Genomic DNA, 21,091 nt, shown 5'->3' on the forward strand with positions numbered 1-21,091 from the left:
TTCCCCGTTATAGGGGAGTTGGATGCGCGTTAGTTGCAACTCAGGCCGATTTCCTGTGTTCAATCAAATAGTTATCGTTTGCTTGCTTGGTTTTCCTGCCTGCGCCGCTCCGAGCGCCGCCGCGGGCCTTCTTGACCATGGCCAGCAGGTCCGCCGACGCTGCGGTGGCGAGCGCGTAAACCTTCCCCTCCGATCTGGCCATGGCGGCATCGACGGCACACCGGAGCACGATCCTGCCGGCCTCCGCCAGCCGCTTCACCGCAATATCGAGGTGCCCCGGTGCAAGTTCCTTCATCTCCGCGCCCGCCCGCGCTTGTTGCAGGACGCCGTTCAGGCGTGCAGCGATCGCCGGCGGCGTCGACGAGCGAACCGCCACGCCCTTGCTGATGGCTTCCGCCTGCTCATCGGTGATGCGCCCCGCCTTGGCCTCCTCCATGTATGGCAGGCGCTGGGTTGCATTGGCGTTCGCAACCGGGCCAAGCCCCTCGACGGGGCGCGGCTTCATCGGCACGGGCCGCCACGGCGTCACCTTCTGGTGGCGGAGCGGGCCGCCATTCAGGCTATTGTCAATGTCCTTCCGGCCCCGAATGCGACGGCCGAGAAATGGCTTCTCGTCGTCCGTGAAGTTCCATAGCGGCGTGCGACTGGTCAGGCGGTCTACGGGGTTCTTCGGTTTCCCGTTCATGCGCAGAAGCCGCAGGTCATACCACGGCTCGTCCGGCTTCTTGACGGTGACCGGCTCGTCCAGCGGCGGGCCGCCGTTGTGGCCGATGGAGGCGGTCACGCCGCGTCCTTCTGTATACCCACATTAGACTGATTAGAGTGATTAGACTCCTTTGAAGTCTTACCGGTCTTACCGGTCTTACCGGGGTGCGCATAAAGGCCGTAGGCAACTTTTACGACTTCGCCGTCTTTCACCATTTTAGTCAAAAGTACATTCAGGTTGCCCTTGGGTTTGCCGATGACTTTGGCAATCTCGGCCGGCGTCATGGGACCGACGGCATCATCAAGCGCGGCAAGCACGGCACGCCTTTCCGCGCTCCGCTTCACCTCATCAACGTCGCCAAGAACAGACCAGCGCCCATTGTCGAACCGGAGCGCCTTTTCCAGTTCCTCGATATCGCGACCGCGGCCATACAGCTTCGGGCCGTCCGCATCACGGTTGAGCACCAGGATGCTATCCGCCGCGCCGGTCAGACCGTTGGTGCCGGAAATCATTTCGAGCGGGTCGGACGCTTCCATTTTGCGGACGTGCGTCACAACGACGACGGCAAGCCCATGCTCGCCGGACCACCGCTGGAGCGGCGACAACGCCGCATAATCGGCTTCGTAGCTATCCTGTGTCCGCTTCTTTGCAGGGCGCACCATTGCCAGTGTGTCGATAACCACGAGCCTGGGATTCTTTGCAGCGAGGCGCCAAGCATCAAGCCGTTGGATTAAGCCGCCATCGACCGTCGGAGCTTCCGTGTCCAGTTCAAGCTGCGACAGGTCGGGACGGAGCGACTTCATGGGCGGCAGCAGTGTGGTTAGTCGCCCCTGTAGCCGGCGCTTGTTGTCTTCAAGGGCGAGGTATAGCACGTCGCCCCGTTCGCATTCCGCGCCTAGATAGGCGCCGCCAGTGGCAACTGCGATGCATACGCCAAGGGCGAGCCACGACTTGCCGAGCTTCGGGCGGCCGCCAAGGATGGTCAGACCCTCCGTGATGACGCCGGGCACGACGTACACGACGGGCGGGAAATCCATCGACAGCAGCGACTGCGCATTGACGGCGGTGGCAGGGCGATTGTCGTTCGCGGCCTTGGGGAGCGGCACGGTCTCTCGTAGGGTCTTGCGGGCCGGTGCGTTCCGTTGCTCTGCCTTCAGGTCGCGTGCGACCATGCGGATTGCTACGTCATGGTCATGCGCAGGCCCGGAAAGCGCGGCTATGATGGCGCTGCCAGTTTCGCGCTCCAAATAGACAAGGGCGGCCGTGCCGGCCTCGCATTCGGGAATATCGTCGACCACCACGCACCACCGCATGGCCTCGTCTATGTCCGCCGGGTCAGTTTCGGCCGGCTCGAGTTTGTCGGCGGATAGGGTGTAGTCTTCCCATCCGATATCAGCCGGTCGGACCTTTACGACGCCCTTGGCCTTCGCTGCGGATGTATAGAACCAGTCGCCCAGGCTGGCAGTGTCGGCGGCATTGATAGCGTCTAGAAGCGGGCTAGGCTGCGTGCTTGGCATTTATCAACTCCACGGCCCGGTCGATGATGACGGAGCGAATTTCAGGACGAATTAATGTAGTGGGTCGGCGGTTTGCACCGGCGGGCGGATAGGCCAGATGGTTGCCGTCCGGGGTTTCAACCAGTTGCCAATCTTGAATGGTTATGCCGGGAGCTACCTCCACGGCGAAACGCGCCACGGTGCGAAAACCGCGCGCGGAAACGTCCCCGTCATGATGACGGAACTGCAAAATTTGCATATTGTCCTCTGGAGTTGCCCCAGCCGCATGACGGCCGGGGCGTGATGATTAGTATGTGAGATGAACGTCAATTTCGGTGACGTTTGACTCCGCATCGCAAGCGTACTCAATGCGGTCGACCGACAAGGTCGTCGTGCCGCCACGGTAATTAAAACTGACAAACTCACCGACGCGCGGAACCGCCGGCCAGTCGACCTTGCGGCCATCTTTGAAATCCTCGCTATACAATGTCAGTTTCATGCTGCTGCCCTCCGTTCCTTGACATTATCATTCGCCGGCTCGATGCGGCGGGCGGCCACCCATGCATCGAGATCGTCGGTATTGTAGATGACGCTCGTGCCAAGCTTGGCATACGCCGGCCCGCCGCCATAACAGCGGAGTTTATCGAGAAGAGATTTCGAGACGCCGATGTATTCGGCGGCCTGCGGGACTCTCAAATATGCCATATCACCTCCTTTGCCGTGGTTGGTGAGGCGTAGATAGCGCAACAAGCGAAGGCGGTTTAGGCAAACTAATCGTAATATTCTGCGGTCGCCGCGTCATGCGCTGATCTCGCATCATTGTAGAACGTGATCGCCTTGCGAAGGGTAGCGTCTGAAAATCCATAGCGGCGTTCTAGTTCCCGCATCGCTTCTTCGTATTTCATCCCGCGACTACGGAAATCGTCGAAGTCTGTCCCGATATCAAACCAGTGCTGCGGCAGCGACTTAGGTCGCCCCTTGCCTTTCTTCGGCGGGCGGATCATTTCGGCGGCAAGGCGCTGAACTACATTGTCCGCTTTTCCCGAAAGCAGGATTTCACAGATCAGGCGCTCGGCATCACCCTTGCGCCCTTCAGCTAACGCTTCCTCGATAGGGAATGCCTGCAAGGAAAGGTTCGGCGGCAGCTTGGCCATATTCACTTCCCCTCCAGCGCCGCGGCGATCTGGCCGGCGATGGCGTTTGCCGCGGCTCGCGTCGGATCGACATGCAGATGCGCATAGCGTTGCGTGGTGGTCGCATCGGCGTGGCCCAGCAGTTTGCCGATCGTCAGCAGCGACATGCCTCCTCCGGCTCCAACGCTGGCGAACGTGTGTCGCAGATCGTGCAGATGAACATCATCGATCCCGGCATGTCCCGCGATTGCCGCCCAAGGCTTTTTCAGGTCAGTGCGGGGCTTCTCGTCGGGCATGCCCGCGCTGCGGCTGGCGATCACGAAGGCTCCAAGGCGCGGAAGGCTGTCAATCTCAGCCTGTGCCGCTTCTGACAGCACGACGGTCTTCTTCCCGGTCTTCGAGTCCGGCAGCAGCAACAGCCCGCGTTTTTCATCATACTCCGACCAGCGCAGATTAAGGATTTCGCGCAAGCGGCAGCCGGTCAGCATCAGCAACCGAATCGCGCCAGTGACGTGGGGGCCGTAAATGGTGCGGTTTTTCTCTTTCGGCGCGTGCTTCGATTCAGATTGCTTGTGCGGAATCCCGATCGTTTCGGCCTCGCGTAGTGCCTCGCCAAGGCGGGTCATCTCGTCGGGCGAAAGATAGCGATCCCGCGCGACTTCCTTGTTGCGGTCGATCGACGCTGCCGGGTTTATGCCCTCGGGCACGATGCCACGCTTGCTGCCCCACACATAGGCGGCAGACAGGAGCGCCACTGCCCGGTTGGCAGAATAGCGGGCAGTCCGTGATATTTTCATGTGCGCCCGCTGCACATCGACGCGACTGACGGCAACCGCCTTCTGGCTACCCAGATGGGGCGCGATGTGCTTCTTGAGCGTCGACGTGTAGAAATCGCGCGACGACTGCTTCATGTCCTTCCCCGCGATGTATTCCTCGACAAGCTCTTTCACTGTTCCTCCCGCCCGTTCATCGGCACGATCCTGGGCAAGGTCTTTTCCAAGGCCAGCATGCGCAATCGCCTTCCTCGCCGCCTCGCGTGCCTCACTGGCTTTGAGCGTACCCACCCGGCCAAGCTTCAGGCGTTTTTTCGATCCGCCTGCGACGGGCCGGAACTCAACGAAGAATGTTCCCGTGCCGGTCGTGGTCCGGTAGAATCCGAAGCCCGACAGGTCGTCGTCGAAATAGAATTTCGTCTTGTTGGGAAGCGCGGATTTCATCGCCTCCGATACAGTGTCTGCCGTGATCTTCATCACCGCCCAATCCAAAATTATAGCCACATTGTAGCCAGCAATTTAGAAGCGAGGCGAAATTAGTCAAGCGGTCTCAGGTTCATAACGTTGGATTTCTACGGGTTTGCGCCATGTCATCCAACGCCATGAAAGGCTATAAAACCCACTTTTTCAATCTGGGGGTCAAGGGGTCGTGGGTTCGAATCCCGCCACTCCGACCATTCGAAAATCCCCGCTTTTCATCGATACGGCGGCCGCGCCCGACCGAAGCGCGCGGCCTTGAACAACCTCCCGCCACCGCCCATCTGGACGCAGTGTTCACTGCCGGGGAAATTGCTGCCCGCGAAAGGGTATGGCAGGGAATGTCATCCGCATCATGGAGCCTCTGAAATGAAATTATACTACATGCCCGGCGCGTGCTCGCTCGCTCCCCATATCGTCGCCAACGAAGCCGGGATCGCGCTCGATCTCGTCAAGGTGGACGGCAAGACCAAGAAGACCGAGCACGATCAGGACTTTCTCGCCACCAATCCCAACGGCTACGTGCCGACGCTCGTGCTGGACGATGGCCAGACGCTCACGGAGGCGCAGCTCGTCGTTCAGTATCTCGCCGACCAGAAGCCCGGCTCGGGCCTGATGCCGCCGGCCGGCGAGATGGCGCGCTATCGCGCCCAGCAGTGGCTGGCCTTCGTCTCTTCGGAACTGCACAAGAGCTTCGGCCCGTTCTTCAAGCCCGGCACGCCCGAAGAGACCAAGACCGCCAATCGCGAGCATCTCGGCAAGCGCCTGCGCTATGTCGACGAGCAGCTTGCAGGCAGGTCCTACCTCACCGGCGAGACGTTCACCGCGGCGGATGCCTATCTGTGGACCATTCTCAACTGGTCGAAATTCGCCAATATCGACCTTGCCGCCTACCCGAACATCCAGAAGTTCATGGGCACCGTCGCGGCGCGCCCCGCCGTCCTCAAGAGCCTTCAGGAAGAAGGCCTCGCCTGAACGAGACCAAGCCGGCCCGCAGGCCGGAGGTAAGAACCGGCGCACGGCGGATCGCCGCCGTGCGCTTTCAGTCCAGCCGGTACGGCACCGCGCCCCGCCGGTTGCGGTCGACCACCAGCCGCCGCTTCAGCGGCGGCACCGCGCGCTGGGCGCAGTTCGGCCGCTCGCAGATGCGGCAGGAGATGCCGATGGGGTCGAAGGCCGCCCGGTTGGCGAGGTCGAGATCGTCGGCATAGACGAAGTCGCCGGCATGGGCGACCTCGCAGCCGACGGCGATGGCGTAGCGGCGTTGTGGCGCACGAAACCCTCCTCCCCCTTTCGCTATTTCGGTGGCGAGGCACAGATAGCGCACCCCGTCCGGCGTTTCGGCGAGCTGGCGGATGATGCGGCCGGGCGTCTCGAACGCCTGATGCACGTTCCACAGCGGGCAGGCCGCGCCGAAGCGGGCGAATTGCAGCTTGGCGGCGCTGTGGCGCTTGGTGATGTTGCCGGCGCGGTCGATGCGGGCGAAGAAGATCGGCACGCCCTTCGCGCCCGGCCGTTGCAGCGTCGACAGCCGGTGCGCCACCTGCTCGACGCTGGCGCCGAAGCGCAAGGCGATCAGCTCAAGGTCGTGGCGCAGCGCATGCGCCGTATCCTGCAGCGCCGCATAGGGCATCATCAGCGCGCCGGCGAAATAGTTGGCGAGGCCGATGCGGCAGATCTCCCGCGCCTCCACCGAACGGAAGCCGGCATTGTCGACGATCGCCTCGATGGCGGCGGCCATCTCCATCTCGCCGATCTGGAACGCCGCCTGGAAGCTGCGCGTCGAGGCGGGCGAGAACGGGTTGAGGTAGAGGATGCGGCGCTCGGCGTCGAAGCGGCGCAGCAGGCTCTCGCCCGGCATGTCGTGCGTGGTGCGCACGCCGTGGCGGCGCTCCAGATGCTCGGCGAGCGCGCTTGCCGGATCGCGCTCGGGAATGTCGAGCGCGGCCGCGAGCGCCTCCGCCGCCATGTCGAGCTCGTGGATGTAGTTGTCGACGAAATGGAAGAAGTCGCGCACCTCCTCGTAAGGGCTCGGCTCAGCCAGCGCCGCCGACCGGCCGAGCGTGTCGTCGAAGCTCGCCAGTTGCTCGGAATTGCGCCTGTAGGCCTGATGCGCTGCGATCAGCGCATGGGCGAAGCCGGGCGCGTTCTGGGCGACGAGCTTCAGCTCCTGAAGGCTCGGCCGGAACGTCTCGAACAGCGGATCGCTGAGCGCCTCGGACAGGGCCGAGAGCAGCCTGTCGCCCTCGCCGGCGGAGAAATCGGCGATATCGATGCGGAACGTCTCGGCGAGCGCCAGCAGTACCGCGGCCGAGACCGGGCGCTGGTTGTTCTCGACCTGGTTGAGATAGCTGGTCGAGATGCCGATGCGCTCGGCGAAGGCCGCCTGCGTCAGCCGGTTCGCCTCGCGCAGGTCCCGCACCTTTCGGCCGATGAACAGCTTGGTGTTTCGCATTTTGCAATTTCGCTTTTTGCAATATTGTGAAACCTACTTTACGCACCTCCGCCCGTTCAAGTCTTTTCGCCGGCATCGGAAGCGATTATGCGAAATTCGCAAACAGGCTGCCGCCTTGCGGCCGGCCTGCAAAGGCATTGAAACGGAAGAGCCCACTGGACCGCAAAGCGGGGGAGCATCTGATGCGCGAGATACTGGAGCAACTGGCCGAGCGGCGCGCGCAGGCATGGGCCGGCGGCGGCGAGAAGCGCATCAAGGCCCAGCACGCCAAGGGCAAGCTGACCGCGCGCGAGCGCATCGAGGTGCTGCTCGACGAGGGCTCGTTCGAGGAGTTCGACCTCTACGTCGCCCACCGTGCCGTCGATTTCGGCATGGCTTCGCAGAAATATCCGGGCGACGGCGTGGTCACCGGCTACGGCACCATCAACGGCCGCCTGGTGTTCGTCTTCAGCCAGGACTTCACGGTGTTCGGCGGCGCGCTGTCGGAAGCGCACGCCGAGAAGATCTGCAAGGTGATGGACCACGCCATGAAGGCCGGCGCGCCGGTGATCGGCCTGAACGACTCCGGCGGCGCGCGCATCCAGGAGGGCGTCGCCTCGCTCGGCGGCTACGCCGACGTGTTCCAGCGCAACGTGCTGGCCTCCGGCGTGGTGCCGCAGATTTCGATGATCATGGGCCCCTGCGCCGGCGGCGCGGTGTACTCGCCGGCCATGACCGACTTCATCTTCATGGTGAAGGATTCCTCCTACATGTTCGTCACCGGCCCCGAAGTGGTGAAGACCGTCACCCACGAGGAGGTCACCGCCGAGGAGCTGGGCGGCGCGCGCACCCACACGCAGAAATCCTCCGTCGCCGACGGCGCGTTCGACGACGATGTCGAGGCGCTGGAGCAGGTGCGCCGGCTGTTCGACTTCCTGCCGTTGAACAACCGCGAGAAGCCACCCGTCAGGCCGTTCCACGACGACCCCGAGCGCACCGACATGCGGCTCGACACGCTGATCCCGGATTCGGCCGCCAAGCCCTACGACATGAAGGAACTGATCTTGGCACTCGCCGACGAGGGCGACTTCTTCGAGATCCAGGAAGCCTATGCCCGCAACATCGTCACCGGCTTCATCCGCATGGAAGGCCAGACGGTCGGCGTCGTCGCCAACCAGCCGATGGTGCTGGCCGGCTGCCTCGACATCGATTCCTCGCGCAAGGCCGCGCGCTTCGTGCGCTTCTGCGACGCCTTCTCGATCCCGCTCCTGACGCTGGTCGACGTTCCCGGCTTCCTGCCCGGCACGGCGCAGGAATATGGCGGCGTCATCAAGCACGGCGCCAAGCTGCTCTTCGCCTATTCGCAGGCCACCGTGCCGATGGTGACTCTGATCACGCGCAAGGCCTATGGCGGCGCCTATGACGTCATGGCGTCCAAGCATATCGGCGCTGACGTCAACTATGCCTGGCCGACGGCCGAGATCGCGGTGATGGGCGCCAAGGGCGCGACCGAGATCCTCTATCGCTCGGAGCTCGGCGACGCCGAGAAGATCGCGGCGCGGACCAAGGAATACGAGGTCAACTTCGCCAACCCGTTCAAGGCGGCCGAGCGCGGCTTCATCGACGAGGTGATCATGCCGCATTCGTCGCGCCGGCGCATCGCCCGCGCCTTCGCGGCGCTCCGGACGAAGAAGCTGGACCAGCCGTGGAAGAAGCACGACACGATTCCGCTTTGATGGGCCCGTTTTGGTGGGCCCGTTTTGATAGGAAAGCCGATGGCACGGATGGACAAGCCGGAAATGACGCCGGAGGAGGCCCGCAAGGACCACTGGCAGATGCTGCGCTTCATGGCGGTGAACGCGGCCGCCGGCGTGCTCCTCGGCATTCTCACCGCCGCCGCCATCATCTGGCTCGACCTCGGCGGGATCGGCACGCGCATCGGGCAGGCGGCCAACCCGGTCATTCCGGTGCTGCTGCTCGTCGTGCCGTTCGCCACCGTCTTCGGCGGCGTGGTGACGGCCTCGGCGCTTCTGACCATGCCGTATGAAAAGAAATTCAGGGATTGACCTCATGGGGACTGGAGACCGGGTGTTGTTCAAGAAAATCCTCATCGCCAATCGCGGCGAGATCGCCTGCCGGGTCATCCGCACGGCCAGGAAGCTCGGCATCGCCACCGTCGCCGTCTATTCCGACGCCGACCGCGACGCGCTGCATGTCAGGCAGGCCGACGAGGCCGTGCATATCGGCCCGGCGCCCTCCTCGCAGTCCTACATCGTCATCGACAGGATCATAGACGCGATCCGCCAGACCGGCGCCGACGCGGTGCATCCCGGCTACGGCTTCCTGTCGGAGAACGCCGCCTTCGCCGAGGCGCTGGAGAAGGAAGGCGTCGCCTTCATCGGCCCGCCGGTCAACGCCATCCAGGCGATGGGCGACAAGATCACCTCCAAGAAGCTCGCCGCCGAGGCGAAGGTCAACACCGTGCCCGGCCATATGGGGTTGATCGAGGATGCGGACGAAGCCGTCCGCATAGCGGGCTCGATCGGCTATCCGGTGATGATCAAGGCCTCGGCCGGCGGCGGCGGCAAGGGCATGCGCATCGCCTGGAACGACGCCGAGGCGCGCGAGGGCTTCCAGTCGTCGAAGAACGAGGCGAAGTCCTCCTTCGGCGACGACCGCATCTTCATCGAGAAGTTCGTCACCCAGCCGCGCCACATCGAGATCCAGGTGCTGGGCGACAAGCACGGCAACGTCATCTATCTCGGCGAGCGCGAATGCTCGATCCAGCGCCGCAACCAGAAGGTGGTCGAGGAAGCGCCCTCGCCCTTCCTCGACGAGGCCACCCGCAAGGCCATGGGCGAGCAGGCCGTGGCGCTGTCCAAGGCCGTCGGCTACCACTCGGCCGGTACGGTCGAGTTCATCGTCGACGGCGACCGCAACTTCTACTTCCTCGAGATGAACACCCGCCTCCAGGTCGAGCATCCGGTGACGGAGCTGATCACCGGCATCGACCTCGTGGAGGAGATGATCCGCGTCGCCGCCGGCGAGACGCTGAAGACCGCGCAGGACGACGTCAGGCTGAACGGCTGGGCCATCGAAAGCCGCCTCTATGCCGAGGACCCCTACCGCAACTTCCTGCCCTCGATCGGCCGGCTGACGCGCTACCGCCCGCCGGCGGAAGGCGAGCAGAGCGACGGCACCGTGATCCGCAATGACACCGGCGTGTTCGAGGGCGGCGAGATCTCGATGTATTACGACCCGATGATCGCCAAGCTGTGCGCCTGGGCGCCGACGCGCGATCAGGCCATCGCCGCCATGTCCGGCGCGCTCGACGATTTCGAGGTGGAAGGCATCGGCCACAATTTGCCGTTCCTCTCGGCGGTGATGGAGCATCCGCGCTTCCGGGAAGGCCGGCTGACCACGGCCTTCATCGCCGAGGAATGGCCGGAAGGCTTCGCCGGCGTCGCGCCGGACGAAGAGGAGGCGCGCACGCTGGCGGCGGTCGCCGCCTACATCAATCTGCGCGCCCAGAAGCGCGGGGCGCTGATCTCCGGTACGCTCGCCAACCATCCCCGCACCATCGGCCGCGACTGGGTGGTGACGCTCGCCGGCCACGCCTTCCCGGTCGTCGCCTATGACGAGGGCTCGACCACCGTCGTCGCCTTCGAGGACGGGCAGGAGCTGACGGTGGCGTCCGGCTGGCTGCCCGGCCGCACCCACGCCCATTTCACGGTCGGCGGCCCCGATTCCGCCGTCAGGGCCGGCATCAAGGTCGATCAGGTCAATTCGGGCTGGAGGCTGCGCTGGCGCGGCATCGACGCGAAGGCGCATGTGCGCAGCCCGCGCGTCGCCGAGCTCGCCCGGCTGATGCCGGAGAAGCTGCCGCCCGACACCTCGCGGATGCTGCTGTGCCCGATGCCGGGCGTCGTCACCTCCATCGCCGTCAAGGCCGGCGACGAGGTGCAGGAAGGCCAGGCGCTCGCCACCGTCGAGGCGATGAAGATGGAGAACGTGCTGCGCGCCGAAAAGCGCGGTACGGTGAAGCGCATCGCCGTCGAGCCGGGGGCGAGCCTCGCCGTCGACGAACTGATCCTCGAATTCGAGTAGGCAGGACAAAGAGATGACCGACCCGAAGCTCGAAAAGTGGCGGGCGCTCGCCGAGAAGGAAGTCAAGGCGGCCCCCGAGACGCTGGTGTGGCAGACGCCGGAGGGCATTCCGGTGAAGCCGCTTTACACGCCCGCCGACCTCGAAGGGGTGGAGCATCTCGACAGCCTGCCGGGCTTCGCGCCGTTCGTGCGCGGGCCGCGCGCCACCATGTATGCCGGACGGCCGTGGACGATCCGCCAGTATGCCGGCTTCTCGACGGCGGAGGCCTCGAACGCCTTCTACCGCAAGGCGCTCGCCGCCGGCCAGCAGGGCGTCTCCGTCGCCTTCGACCTCGCCACCCATCGCGGCTACGACTCGGACCATCCGCGCGTCGAGGGCGATGTCGGCAAGGCGGGCGTCGCCATCGACTCGGTCGAGGATATGAAGGTGCTGTTCGACGGCATCCCGCTCGATAAGATCTCGGTGTCGATGACCATGAACGGCGCGGTGATCCCGATCCTCGCCAACTTCATCGTCGCCGGCGAGGAGCAGGGCGTGCCCCGCGCGCAGCTTTCCGGGACCATCCAGAACGACATCCTCAAAGAGTTCATGGTCCGCAACACCTACATCTACCCGCCCGAGCCCTCGATGCGGATCATCGCCGACATCATCGAGTACACGGCGAGGCACATGCCGAAGTTCAACTCGATCTCCATCTCCGGCTACCACATGCAGGAGGCCGGCGCGACGCTGGTGCAGGAGCTGGCCTTCACGCTGGCCGACGGCCGCGAATATGTCCGCGCCGCGCTGAACAAGGGCATGGACGTGGATGCCTTCGCCGGGCGGCTGTCCTTCTTCTTCGCCATCGGCATGAACTTCTACCTCGAGGTGGCCAAGCTGCGCGCCGCGCGCCTGCTGTGGTGGCGCATCATGAAGAAGTTCGGCCCGAAGAGCGCCAAGTCGATGATGCTGCGCACCCACTGCCAGACCTCCGGCTGGTCGCTCACCGAGCAGGACCCCTACAACAACGTCGTGCGCACCGCCATCGAGGCGATGGCGGCGGTGTTCGGCGGCACGCAGTCGCTGCACACCAACTCGCTGGATGAAGCCATCGCCCTGCCGACCGACTTCTCGGCACGCATCGCCCGCAACACCCAGCTGATCATCCAGGAAGAGACGCACATCACCAATGTGGTCGACCCGTGGGCCGGCTCCTACATGATGGAGAAGCTGACGCAGGACATGGCCGACACCGCCTGGGCCATCATCGAGGAAGTCGAGGCCATGGGCGGCATGACCAAGGCCGTCATCGAGGGCCTGCCCAAGCGGCTGATCGAGGAAGCCGCCACCCGCAAGCAGGCGGCGATCGACCGCGGCGACGAGGTCATCGTCGGCGTCAACAAGTATAGGCTGGAAAGCGAGGACGATCTCGACATCCTCGACATCGACAACCGCGCCGTGCGCGAGGCGCAGATCGCCCGCATCGACAAGACCCGCCGCCAGCGTGACCCGAAGCGGTGGGAAGAGACCATCGCCGCGCTGCGCGCGGTCGCGCGCTCGGGCAAGGGCAACATCCTAGAGGCCGCCGTCGAGGCCGCGCGCGCGCGCGCCACGCTCGGCGAGATCTCCGACGCCATGCGCGAGGCCTTCGGCGACCACTCAGCCGTGCCGAAGGTGGTGCGCAAGGTCTATGGTGAAGCCTATCAGGGCGAGCCGGAATACGAGAATCTCGTCGAGCGGCTGGAGGAATTCTCGAAGAACCTCGGCGAGACGCCGAAGCTGCTCGTCGCCAAGCTCGGCCAGGACGGCCACGACCGCGGCGCCAAGATCATCGCCTCGGCCTTCGGCGACATCGGCTTCGACGTCATCGCCGGCCCGCTGTTCCAGACGCCGGACGAGGCGGCCGATCTCGCGGTGAAGTCGAAGGTCCATGTCGTCGGCATGTCCTCGCTCGCCGCCGGCCACAAGACGCTGGCGCCGCAGCTCGTCGAGGCGCTCAAGGCGAAGGGCGCGGAGAACATCATCGTCGTCGTCGGCGGCGTGGTGCCGCGCCAGGACTACCAGTTCCTGCTCGACAGCGGCGTCGCCGCCGTCTTCGGCCCCGGCACCAACGTCCTCGACGCCGCACGCGCCGTCCTCGACCTCCTCGAAGGCAAGCGCAGGAACGTCTAGCGACCTTCCGGCAACCGCCGCGCCGCCCCTCACCGGCCCTTCGGGCCACCTCTCCCCAGAGGGGAGAGGAAAGGAGCGGAAACGCTGCGGCCTTTTTCCTCTCCCCTCTGGGGAGAGGTGCCGAGCGCAGCAAGGCGGTGAGGGGTCAGCGCCGACGGCGCAGAAGACTATCCACCGCTTTCGCTTTTCGCTAGATTGGCGAAAAGCGAAAGCGAAAGGGAGCTTGGATGTACCTGCCGCCCCGTCAGGCCGAGATCGTGCAACTGGCAAAGGACAATGGCCGCGTGCTGGTCGAGGAACTGGCCGCGCGTTTCGACGTCACCCCGCAGACGATCCGCAAGGATCTGAACGACCTGTGCGACATGCGGCTTTTGTCGCGCATCCATGGCGGGGCGCTGTTCCCTTCCGGCGTAGAGAACGTCGAATACGAGGCGAGGCGCAAGATCGCGGCGAACGAGAAGGAAGCGATCGGCCGCGCCGCCGCGCGCATGATCCCCGACGGCGCCTCGCTCTTCGTCAACATCGGCACCACGACCGAGGCGGTGGCCAACGCGCTGCTCGACCGCAAGGGGCTGATGGTCATCACCAACAACATCAACGTCGCCAACCGCATGCGCGTCTTCCCGCAGACGGAGGTGGTGATCGCCGGCGGCGTGGTGCGCGGCTCGGACGGCGGCGTGGTCGGCGAGGCCGCGGTCGATTTCATCCGCCAGTTCAAGGTCGACTACGCGGTGATCGGCGCCTCGGCCATCGACCATGACGGCGCGCTGCTCGATTTCGACTATCGCGAGGTCAAGGTGGCGCAGGCGATCATCGCCAACGCCCGCCACGTCATCCTCGTCGCCGATTCCACCAAGTTCGAGCGCACCGCTCCGGTGCGCATCGGCCACCTGTCGCAGGTCCACACCTTCATCACCGACGAATGCCGGGTGGACGGCATCCGCGCGATCTGCCGCGAGGCCGAGGTGCAGCTGGTCGAGGCCGCCCAAGGTTGAAAAGGGGGTGGTTCCTCAGGCCGGGCGCGCGAACGCCGCCCGCGCCGCCTCGATCCGCGGCCGGCACACGCAGCCCTCGACATGGTCGTTGACCATGCCCATCGCCTGCATGAAGGCATAGACCGTCGTCGGCCCGACGAAGGACCAGCCGCGCTTCTTCAATTCCTTCGAGATGCGGATCGAGGTCGGCGTCTTGCCGAGCGCCGAGAGGCTCGCCCAGTCGAGCCGTTCCGGCCGCTCTTCCGGCCCCGGCTCGAACGCCCAGAAGAAGCGGGCAAGCGAGCCGGCCTCGTCGGCAAGCGCCACCGCCCGCCGCGCATTGTTGTAGACCGAGGCGATCTTGCCGCGATGGCGCACGATGCCGGCGTCGGCGAGATGGCGCGGCATCGCCCGCGCCTCGTCCTCGCCGGCCAGACGGCGGAAATCGAAGCCGTGGAAGGCGGCGCGGAAATTGTCGCGCTTGCGCAGGATGGTCAGCCACGACAGGCCGGACTGGAAGCCCTCGAGGCACAGCTTCTCGAACAGGCGGGTATCGTCGCCTACGGGCAAGCCCCATTCCTCGTCGTGATAGATGAGGTAATCGGGCAGGCCGCCGTGCCATTTGCAGCGTGTCAGCCCGTCCTCGCCGGTCAGAAGTCCGTCCGCCATCTTCCTTCAGCCTTTCTTTACCAAACCGATCAACCCGGCGCTAACCACAAGAAAAGGTTTACGCGAAAGACCGTCTTTTATGAAATCCGATTCACGATTTCCTTGGGTGCCGCGCGGACAATCGGCCGGACAACGGTGCAAAGGTAACGAGTACGCCCGATGAGAATCTCTCTTTCCCTGCTGGCTGCGGCGGCTCTGGCCGCGTTTTCCGCGCAAGGCGCGTCGGCGCAGGCGCGCTACGGCGAGCGCCCGCCGCTCGTCGTCAGCCCCGACCTCTCCGCCCCGTGGGTGCTGCAGCTCCAGCGCACGCCGCAGGCGCAGCCGCGCAACACCCGCCAGGCGCCGCGCAACGGCCTGCCGGCCGGTTACAGCGTGCGCGTCGCGCCGCCGCTGGCCGCGCCCGAGCGGCAGCGGAAGATCGTGCGCGAGCGCGCGCCCGACCGGGTGCAGACCGCCGCACTGCCGAGCGCGCCGCGCAACGTCGAGCCGCGGATCGACCCGAAATTCCTGCCGCAGGTGGTCGATTACGACGGGCCGCACAAGCCCGGCACCGTGGTCATCGACACGCGGGAGAACATGCTCTACCTCGTCGAGGACGGCGGCAAGGCGCGGCGCTACGGCGTCGGCACCGGCAAGCCGGGCTTCGAATGGGCCGGCAGCCACAAGGTGACCCGCAAGGCCGAATGGCCGAGCTGGACGCCGCCGGCGGAAATGATCGCCCGCGAGAAGAAAAGGGCCGCATCCTGCCTGCCCACATGAAGGGCGGCCCGGAGAACCCGATGGGCGCACGCGCGCTGTATCTCGGCTCGACGCTCTACCGCATCCACGGCACCAACCAGCCGTGGACCATCGGCCGGGCCGTGTCCTCGGGCTGCATCCGCATGCGCAACGAGGACGTCGACGATCTTTACGAGCGCGTGCCTGTCGGCGCGACGGTCGTGGTGATGTAGAATAGCGAATCGCAGCCGGGGGACGGCGCGGCCGGTGCGCTCATGAAGCGCATCGGCACCGAAGAGGCGGAATGGCCGAGGGGGCCGTTCCGCCTTTTTCGCGTTTGAGGACCTATGCTCAGCGCGCGGCGACCGGCAGGCCCTCGGGCCGCGCCCCGCCATAGGCCCAGTCGATCAGCCGCACGGTGTGGACGACCGGAAGGCCGATGCCGGAGGCGATCTGGGTGATGCAGCCGATATTGCCGGCCGCGACGACATCCGCGCCCAGCGCCTCGATGTTGGCGACCTTGCGCGCGCGCAGGGTCGTGGCGATCTCGCTCTGGAGGATGTTGTAGGTGCCGGCCGAGCCGCAGCACAGATGCGCCTCCAGCGGCTCCTTCACCGTGAAGCCGGCGCGCGCCAGCAATTCCTTCGGCTGGCGCGTCACTTTCTGGCCGTGCTGGAGCGAGCAGGCCGAGTGATAGGCGACGGTCAGCCCCGGCCGCAGCACCGGCTCCGGCAGGTCGAGGCCGGCGAGATATTCCGTCACGTCCCTGGCCAGCGCCGACACCCGCGCCGCCTTCGCCGCATAGGCCGGGTCGAGCCGCAGCATGAAGCCGTAATCCTTGATCGTCGTGCCGCAGCCGGAGGCGGTGACGATGATGGCGTCGAGCCCGCCTTCATCCACCGCCCGCGTCCATGCATCGACGTTCCGCCGCGCGGCAGCCAGCGCGTCGGCCTCGCGCCCCATATGGTGGACGAGCGCGCCGCAGCAGCCCTCCCCCTCCGGCACCACGACCTCGACGCCGAGCCGCGTCAGCAGCGACACCGTCGCCTCGTTGAGGCCGGGCTCCAGCACCGATTGCGCGCAACCGGTCAGGATGGCGACGCGGCCGCGCCGGGCCCCTTGCGCCGCATGGGTGGCGGGTCGGCTGACGGGAGAGGCCGGCGGCACGGCTCGCGGCGCCAGCCTCAGCATCGCGGCCAGCGGCGCGAGTGCAGGCGCGGCGTCGAACATTTTCGCGAACGGCCGCCCGAGCCGGGCGAGCCGGAGCGCCGCCCGGAAGCGCCCGGGATACGGCAGCACCGCCGCTAGCAGCCGGCGCGTGAGGCGCTGGGCCAGCGGCCTCCTGTAGGTCTTCTCGATATGGACGCGGGCGTGGTCGACGAGGTGCATGTAGTGGACGCCCGAGGGGCATGTCGTCATGCAGGACAGGCAGGACAGGCAGCGGTCGACATGGGTGACGATCTCGTCGTCGGCCGGGCGGCCGTTCTCCAGCATGTCCTTGATCAGGTAGATGCGGCCGCGCGGGCTGTCGAGCTCGTTGCCGAGCGTGACATAGGTCGGGCAGGTGGCGGTGCAGAAGCCGCAATGCACGCATTTGCGCAGGATGCTCTCCGCCTCCGCCACGTGCGGATCGGCAAGCTGGGCGAGCGAGAAGCTGGTCTGCATCGTGCGTTAGATCAGCCAGCTTTCCGGGTCGCGGATCGGCTCGCCGCGGCCGACCGCCTGGAACCCCACGACCACGCGCACGATGACCCAGACCGCGACGGCCAGCATCAGCAGGAGCCCGATGAGGACGAAGGAGAGCACGAGAGACATCAGCCCGTAGAGGATCCCGATCCAGAAGGTGCGGATGGCCCAGGTATAATGAGTCTCGACCCAGCCGCCGGCCTTGCCGCGGTTCATGTAGGCGAGGACGATGCCGATCAGCGGCGTGATGCCGACCACGAAGCCGAGCAGGTAGCTGGCATAGATGACCTGCACGTTGGTCGGGCCGGGCTCCAGCCAGCGGTCTGTCTGGCGCGGCGCGGGCGGGGTGTTCGGGTCGGTCATCGCGGTCTCCCTTGTCCGAAACCCTTGAAAGCTATCACAGGCGGCTCAGCGATACATCCTGCCGGGATTGAGGATGTTCAGCGGGTCGAACTGCGCCTTGACCCGTGCCGAGAGGGCGGCCAGCGCCTCCGGCTGCGGCTCGAACACCGGCACCGAGGCGCGGATGTGGGCCGGCGCGCGGACCAGCGTCGCATGGCCTCCGCCATGGGCAGCGACATGCCGGCGTAACGCGGCGGCCTCGGCGTCACCCTCCATGCGCAGCCAGATCAGGCCGCCCTGCCAGTCGTAGAAGGCGTCGACCGCGGCCTCCATGCGCAGGGCCATAACCATGTGGTGTCCCTCAGACGGCGCCATCGAGACCCGCCAGACCGGCCTTTCAGTGCCGTCGGCGAAGGGGATGCAGTCGCGGATCTCGCGCCACAGCAGGCGCGAGTCTTCCGCCTCCAGCCGCTCGGGCGCTGCGGTCGGCGCGAGCAGCGCCGCCAGCCGCTCGAAGCGGTAGGCAACCGAGGGCGAAAAGCCTTCGAGGCGCAGCAGCGTCGCCCCGCGCCAGCCCGGCAGCCGGCCGTCGAGCACCTTGCCGACCACGGTTTCCGGCAGGTGCGCGGCGGCGGACACCTCGCCAGTCGACGTCATCGCCACGGCCATGGCGTGGGCGGCGTCGGCTTCGGAGAGGCCGCGCAGCACCAGCGTCGCCTCGGTTTCGGCCCTGGGCAGCACCTTGAAGGTGACGTCCGTTACCGCCGCCAGCGTGCCCCACGAGCCGGCGACCAGCTTGGCGAGGTCGTAGCCGGTGACGTTCTTGACCACGCGCCCGCCCGACTTGAACGCCTCGCCGCGCCCGGAGACGGCGTGGACGCCGAGCACATGGTCACGTGCCGCCCCCGCCTTGATTCGCCGCGGGCCGCTCGCATTCGCCGCCAGCACCCCGCCGATCGTGCCCTTCCCCGGCTCGCCGCCGAGCAGCGGGCCGTGGTCCATCGGCTCGAAGGCAAGCTCCTGCCCCGATGCGGAGAGCAGCGCCTCGATCTCGGCGAGCCGCGTGCCGGCGCGCGCCGACAGCACCAGCTCCTCCGGCTCGTAGAGCGTGACCCCGGCAAGGCCGGAAAGGTCGAGGACGTGCGCTGCCTCTACCGGCCGGCCGACGCCGCGCCGCGACCCGCCGCCGACGATCTCCAGCGCCGCCCCCTCGCCCGCCGCCCAGCGGACGGCGTCCAGCACCGCGTCGGCATCGGTGGGCGCGAAGACGGTCATTGCCGATCGCCTTCCGCCGCGGACCCCTCACCGGCCCTTCGGGCCACTCTCCCCAAAGGGGAGAGGAAAGAGGGCAGCGTTTCTCAAGCCTAGACTTTTCCTCTCCCCTTTGGGGAGAGGTGGCGAGCGCAGCGAGCCGGTGAGGGGTCCGCGGCCTATCCATCGTCACCCCGCAGATAACGAAGATCATGCGTCGACACATCCTCCGGGAGTCTTCCGTCGAGTGCGGCGAGGATCGTCGCGCAGACCTCGTCGCGCTGCCTGAATACCGCCTCGTTCCAGAAGCGGAGGACGGAGTAGCCTTGCGCACGCATGAAGGCGTTGCGGTTCTCGTCATAGAGGCTGCCGGCATGCTGGCTCCCATCAATCTCGATCACGAGCTTTCGCTCGCGGCAAAGGAAGTCCGCGAAGTAAGGACCGATAGGAAACTGGCGCACGAACTTGTAGCCGCCGAGCTTCCTGCCCTTGAGTTCGTTCCACAACAACGCTTCGGCCGGGTTGTCACCCTTTCGCAACGAGCGGGCGCGCCTGCTGGTCTCCTCGTCCCTCCGGCGGGTGCTATGGGCCGTCTCCGTCATCAGAACCTCGGAATGTCCGGGAACGGCAGCTGCCCGGCGCGGACATGCATGCGGCCGAGCTCGGCGCAGCGGTGGAGCTGCGGGAACATCTTGCCGGGGTTGAGCAGGTGCTCGGGGTCGAAGGCGCATTTGACCCGGATCTGCTGGTTCATATCCTCCTGCGAGAACATCTCCGGCATCAGGTCGCGCTTCTCGACGCCGACGCCGTGCTCGCCGGTCAGCACTCCGCCGACCTTGACGCACAGCCGCAATATGTCCGCCCCGAAGGCCTCCGCCCGCTCCAGCTCGCCCGGACGGTTGGCGTCGTAGAGGATGAGCGGATGGAGGTTGCCGTCACCGGCGTGGAAGACGTTGGCGACCCTTAAGCCGTACTTCTCCGAAAGCGCCCGCATGCCGGCCAGCACGCGCGGCAGCTCCTTGCGCGGGATCGTGCCGTCCATGCAGAAATAATCCGGCGAGATGCGGCCGACCGCCGGAAAGGCCGCCTTCCTGCCTGCCCAGAAGGTCATGCGCTCCTCCTCGCTCGCCGAGACGCGGCAGGTGGTGGAGCCGTTGCGCGCGGCGATGGCCTCGACCGCGGCGATCAGGTGATCGACCTCCGCCCCCGGACCGTCGAGCTCGACGATCAGCAGCGCCTCGACGTCGAGCGGGTAGCCGGCATGGACGAAATCCTCGGCCGCGCGGATCGCCGGCCGGTCCATCATCTCCATGCCGCCGGGAATGATGCCGGCGCCGATGATGTCGGCGACGCACTGGCCGGCCTGCTCGCTCGACGGGAAGCCGAGCAGGACCGCGCGCGCCGTCTCCGGGCTCTTGAGGATGCGCACGGTGACCTCGGTGACGACGCCGAGTAGCCCTTCCGAGCCGGTGACGACGCCCATCAGGTCGTAGCCCTCGGCGTCGAGGTGCTTGCCGCCGAGGCGCACCACCTCGCCGTTCATCAGCACCATCTCGACGCCCAGCACATTGTTGGCCGTCAGCCCGTATTTCAGGCAATGCACGCCGCCGGAGTTTTCCGCGATGTTGCCGCCGATCGAGCAGGCGATCTGCGAGGAGGGATCGGGCGCGTAGTAGAAGCCCTCATGGCGCACGGCGTTGGTGATGCCGAGATTGGTCACGCCGGGCTGGGCGGTCACCGTGCGGTTGGCGTAGTCGATGTCGAGGATGCGGTTGAAGCGGCTCATCACCAGGAGCACCGCATCTGCAAGCGGCAGCGCCCCGCCGGAGAGCGAGGTGCCGGCCCCGCGCGGCACGACGCGGATATTGCGGTCGCTGCAATATTTGAGGATGCGTTGCACCTGCTTCACCGTCTGCGGCAGGACGACGACGAGCGGCAGCTGGCGGTAGGCGGTGAGCCCGTCGCTCTCGAAGGCGCGCATCGCCGTCTCGGCCGCCACCACCCCCTCGCCCGGCACGATGACGCGCATGTCCTCGACGATCTCGTCGCGGCGGGCAAGCGTCTTTGCGTCTGGCGCGGGCATCGCGATGCCGGACATTAGCGGTGCGTCCTCCTAGAGCAATTCCAGCAAAAGCGCGAAGCGATTTTGCGCCCGGAATTGCGTGACAACAAGG

At 66.1% G+C, this 21,091-nt stretch carries 20 protein-coding genes and 1 pseudogene; 7 read left to right on the top strand and 14 right to left on the bottom strand.

All coding sequences use genetic code 11. The features are described 5' to 3' along the window. Nucleotides 1-40: 40 nt before the first annotated feature. From M9945_RS20015 to M9945_RS20045, 7 genes are all read right to left on the bottom strand, one after another. Entirely contained in the window at nucleotides 41-784 is a 744-nt protein-coding gene (locus tag M9945_RS20015; protein ID WP_367929063.1) for a hypothetical protein, read from the bottom strand. Next, entirely contained in the window at nucleotides 781-2,223 is a 1,443-nt protein-coding gene (locus tag M9945_RS20020) for an AAA family ATPase (RefSeq protein WP_367929064.1), read from the bottom strand. The genes M9945_RS20015 and M9945_RS20020 overlap by 4 nt, the downstream gene beginning before the upstream one ends. After that, a complete protein-coding gene (locus M9945_RS20025; RefSeq protein ID WP_367929065.1) occupies nucleotides 2,204-2,461 on the bottom strand; it encodes a hypothetical protein in 258 nt (85 codons plus the stop codon). The genes M9945_RS20020 and M9945_RS20025 overlap by 20 nt, the downstream gene beginning before the upstream one ends. 48 nt (nucleotides 2,462-2,509) lie before the next feature. Next, complete coding sequence (locus M9945_RS20030) at nucleotides 2,510-2,701, bottom strand: hypothetical protein (RefSeq protein WP_367929066.1); 192 nt, start codon at nucleotides 2,699-2,701, stop codon at nucleotides 2,510-2,512. Beyond that, nucleotides 2,698-2,907 carry a helix-turn-helix transcriptional regulator gene (locus M9945_RS20035; RefSeq protein ID WP_367929067.1) on the bottom strand — a complete coding sequence of 70 codons (210 nt, stop codon included), beginning with the start codon at nucleotides 2,905-2,907 and terminating at the stop codon, nucleotides 2,698-2,700. The genes M9945_RS20030 and M9945_RS20035 overlap by 4 nt, the downstream gene beginning before the upstream one ends. 65 nt (nucleotides 2,908-2,972) lie before the next feature. Continuing rightward, the gene (locus tag M9945_RS20040; RefSeq protein WP_367929068.1) at nucleotides 2,973-3,356 is read right to left on the bottom strand and encodes a hypothetical protein; all 384 of its coding nucleotides are present in this window, start codon (nucleotides 3,354-3,356) and stop codon (nucleotides 2,973-2,975) included. 2 nt (nucleotides 3,357-3,358) lie between these two features. Continuing rightward, nucleotides 3,359-4,585, bottom strand: a complete 1,227-nt coding sequence (locus M9945_RS20045; protein WP_367929069.1) for a tyrosine-type recombinase/integrase — start codon at nucleotides 4,583-4,585, stop codon at nucleotides 3,359-3,361. A gap of 369 nt (nucleotides 4,586-4,954) precedes the next feature. Here M9945_RS20045 and gstA point away from each other — a divergent pair, with 369 nt between their 5' ends. After that, entirely contained in the window at nucleotides 4,955-5,560 is a 606-nt protein-coding gene (gstA, locus tag M9945_RS20050) for a glutathione transferase GstA (protein ID WP_367945934.1), read from the top strand. A gap of 67 nt (nucleotides 5,561-5,627) precedes the next feature. On the opposite strand, the gene M9945_RS20055 is transcribed toward gstA, so the two are convergent. Beyond that, nucleotides 5,628-7,040 (bottom strand): short-chain fatty acyl-CoA regulator family protein, encoded by a 1,413-nt coding sequence (locus M9945_RS20055; RefSeq protein WP_367945935.1) that lies wholly within the window; start codon nucleotides 7,038-7,040, stop codon nucleotides 5,628-5,630. A gap of 182 nt (nucleotides 7,041-7,222) precedes the next feature. Here M9945_RS20055 and M9945_RS20060 point away from each other — a divergent pair, with 182 nt between their 5' ends. From M9945_RS20060 to M9945_RS20080, 5 genes are all read left to right on the top strand, one after another. Further along, nucleotides 7,223-8,755: an acyl-CoA carboxylase subunit beta gene (locus M9945_RS20060; protein WP_367945936.1), complete on the top strand. Its 1,533-nt coding sequence runs from the start codon at nucleotides 7,223-7,225 to the stop codon at nucleotides 8,753-8,755. Nucleotides 8,756-8,794: 39 nt separating this feature from the next. Beyond that, nucleotides 8,795-9,085, top strand: coding sequence for a hypothetical protein (locus tag M9945_RS20065; protein WP_367945937.1), 291 nt, complete (start codon nucleotides 8,795-8,797; stop codon nucleotides 9,083-9,085). 25 nt (nucleotides 9,086-9,110) lie between these two features. Then, entirely contained in the window at nucleotides 9,111-11,126 is a 2,016-nt protein-coding gene (locus M9945_RS20070; RefSeq protein ID WP_367945938.1) for an acetyl-CoA carboxylase biotin carboxylase subunit, read from the top strand. Between the two features lie 13 nt (nucleotides 11,127-11,139). Continuing rightward, nucleotides 11,140-13,278, top strand: a complete 2,139-nt coding sequence (scpA, locus tag M9945_RS20075; protein ID WP_367945939.1) for a methylmalonyl-CoA mutase — start codon at nucleotides 11,140-11,142, stop codon at nucleotides 13,276-13,278. Between the two features lie 227 nt (nucleotides 13,279-13,505). Further along, entirely contained in the window at nucleotides 13,506-14,273 is a 768-nt protein-coding gene (locus tag M9945_RS20080; RefSeq protein ID WP_367945940.1) for a DeoR/GlpR family DNA-binding transcription regulator, read from the top strand. A 15-nt stretch (nucleotides 14,274-14,288) separates the two neighbouring features. On the opposite strand, the gene M9945_RS20085 is transcribed toward M9945_RS20080, so the two are convergent. Continuing rightward, entirely contained in the window at nucleotides 14,289-14,921 is a 633-nt protein-coding gene (locus M9945_RS20085) for a DNA-3-methyladenine glycosylase I (protein WP_367945941.1), read from the bottom strand. A 159-nt stretch (nucleotides 14,922-15,080) separates the two neighbouring features. On the opposite strand from M9945_RS20085, the pseudogene M9945_RS20090 reads away from it, so the two are divergent. Next, nucleotides 15,081-15,871: pseudogene (locus M9945_RS20090) on the top strand (L,D-transpeptidase). 118 nt (nucleotides 15,872-15,989) lie between these two features. On the opposite strand, the gene glcF reads toward M9945_RS20090, so the two are convergent. The 5 genes from glcF to M9945_RS20115 all read right to left on the bottom strand — a co-directional run bounded on the left by glcF (nucleotide 15,990) and on the right by M9945_RS20115 (nucleotide 21,015). Further along, the gene (gene glcF / locus M9945_RS20095) at nucleotides 15,990-17,303 is read right to left on the bottom strand and encodes a glycolate oxidase subunit GlcF (RefSeq protein WP_367945942.1); all 1,314 of its coding nucleotides are present in this window, start codon (nucleotides 17,301-17,303) and stop codon (nucleotides 15,990-15,992) included. 6 nt (nucleotides 17,304-17,309) lie between these two features. After that, the gene (locus M9945_RS20100) at nucleotides 17,310-17,687 is read right to left on the bottom strand and encodes a DUF4870 family protein (protein ID WP_367945943.1); all 378 of its coding nucleotides are present in this window, start codon (nucleotides 17,685-17,687) and stop codon (nucleotides 17,310-17,312) included. Nucleotides 17,688-17,732: 45 nt separating this feature from the next. Continuing rightward, on the bottom strand, nucleotides 17,733-18,941 hold the full coding sequence (locus tag M9945_RS20105; protein WP_367945944.1) for an FAD-binding protein: 1,209 nt from the start codon (nucleotides 18,939-18,941) through the stop codon (nucleotides 17,733-17,735). Between the two features lie 155 nt (nucleotides 18,942-19,096). Further along, nucleotides 19,097-19,519, bottom strand: a complete 423-nt coding sequence (locus tag M9945_RS20110) for an endonuclease domain-containing protein (RefSeq protein WP_367945945.1) — start codon at nucleotides 19,517-19,519, stop codon at nucleotides 19,097-19,099. Next, the gene (locus M9945_RS20115; protein ID WP_367945946.1) at nucleotides 19,519-21,015 is read right to left on the bottom strand and encodes an FAD-linked oxidase C-terminal domain-containing protein; all 1,497 of its coding nucleotides are present in this window, start codon (nucleotides 21,013-21,015) and stop codon (nucleotides 19,519-19,521) included. The genes M9945_RS20110 and M9945_RS20115 overlap by 1 nt, the downstream gene beginning before the upstream one ends. Nucleotides 21,016-21,091 lie beyond the last annotated feature (76 nt).

It is taken from the genome of Aquamicrobium sp. (assembly GCF_023954335.1).
In the GTDB taxonomy this organism is placed as follows: domain Bacteria; phylum Pseudomonadota; class Alphaproteobacteria; order Rhizobiales; family Rhizobiaceae; genus Aerobium.

What these genes read in the sequence shown, in the direction of transcription:
- M9945_RS20020 (WP_367929064.1), bottom strand. Translation starts at nt 2,223, where the DNA reads ATGCCAAGCACGCAGCCTAGCCCGCTTCTAGACGCTATCAATGCCGCC.
- M9945_RS20025 (WP_367929065.1), bottom strand. Translation starts at nt 2,461, where the DNA reads ATGCAAATTTTGCAGTTCCGTCATCATGACGGGGACGTTTCCGCGCGC.
- M9945_RS20030 (WP_367929066.1), bottom strand. Translation starts at nt 2,701, where the DNA reads ATGAAACTGACATTGTATAGCGAGGATTTCAAAGATGGCCGCAAGGTC.
- M9945_RS20035 (WP_367929067.1), bottom strand. Translation starts at nt 2,907, where the DNA reads ATGGCATATTTGAGAGTCCCGCAGGCCGCCGAATACATCGGCGTCTCG.
- M9945_RS20040 (WP_367929068.1), bottom strand. Translation starts at nt 3,356, where the DNA reads ATGGCCAAGCTGCCGCCGAACCTTTCCTTGCAGGCATTCCCTATCGAG.
- M9945_RS20045 (WP_367929069.1), bottom strand. Translation starts at nt 4,585, where the DNA reads ATGAAGATCACGGCAGACACTGTATCGGAGGCGATGAAATCCGCGCTT.
- gstA (WP_367945934.1), top strand. Translation starts at nt 4,955, where the DNA reads ATGAAATTATACTACATGCCCGGCGCGTGCTCGCTCGCTCCCCATATC.
- M9945_RS20055 (WP_367945935.1), bottom strand. Translation starts at nt 7,040, where the DNA reads ATGCGAAACACCAAGCTGTTCATCGGCCGAAAGGTGCGGGACCTGCGC.
- M9945_RS20060 (WP_367945936.1), top strand. Translation starts at nt 7,223, where the DNA reads ATGCGCGAGATACTGGAGCAACTGGCCGAGCGGCGCGCGCAGGCATGG.
- M9945_RS20065 (WP_367945937.1), top strand. Translation starts at nt 8,795, where the DNA reads ATGGCACGGATGGACAAGCCGGAAATGACGCCGGAGGAGGCCCGCAAG.
- scpA (WP_367945939.1), top strand. Translation starts at nt 11,140, where the DNA reads ATGACCGACCCGAAGCTCGAAAAGTGGCGGGCGCTCGCCGAGAAGGAA.
- M9945_RS20080 (WP_367945940.1), top strand. Translation starts at nt 13,506, where the DNA reads ATGTACCTGCCGCCCCGTCAGGCCGAGATCGTGCAACTGGCAAAGGAC.
- M9945_RS20085 (WP_367945941.1), bottom strand. Translation starts at nt 14,921, where the DNA reads ATGGCGGACGGACTTCTGACCGGCGAGGACGGGCTGACACGCTGCAAA.
- glcF (WP_367945942.1), bottom strand. Translation starts at nt 17,303, where the DNA reads ATGCAGACCAGCTTCTCGCTCGCCCAGCTTGCCGATCCGCACGTGGCG.
- M9945_RS20100 (WP_367945943.1), bottom strand. Translation starts at nt 17,687, where the DNA reads ATGACCGACCCGAACACCCCGCCCGCGCCGCGCCAGACAGACCGCTGG.
- M9945_RS20105 (WP_367945944.1), bottom strand. Translation starts at nt 18,941, where the DNA reads ATGACCGTCTTCGCGCCCACCGATGCCGACGCGGTGCTGGACGCCGTC.
- M9945_RS20110 (WP_367945945.1), bottom strand. Translation starts at nt 19,519, where the DNA reads ATGACGGAGACGGCCCATAGCACCCGCCGGAGGGACGAGGAGACCAGC.
- M9945_RS20115 (WP_367945946.1), bottom strand. Translation starts at nt 21,015, where the DNA reads ATGTCCGGCATCGCGATGCCCGCGCCAGACGCAAAGACGCTTGCCCGC.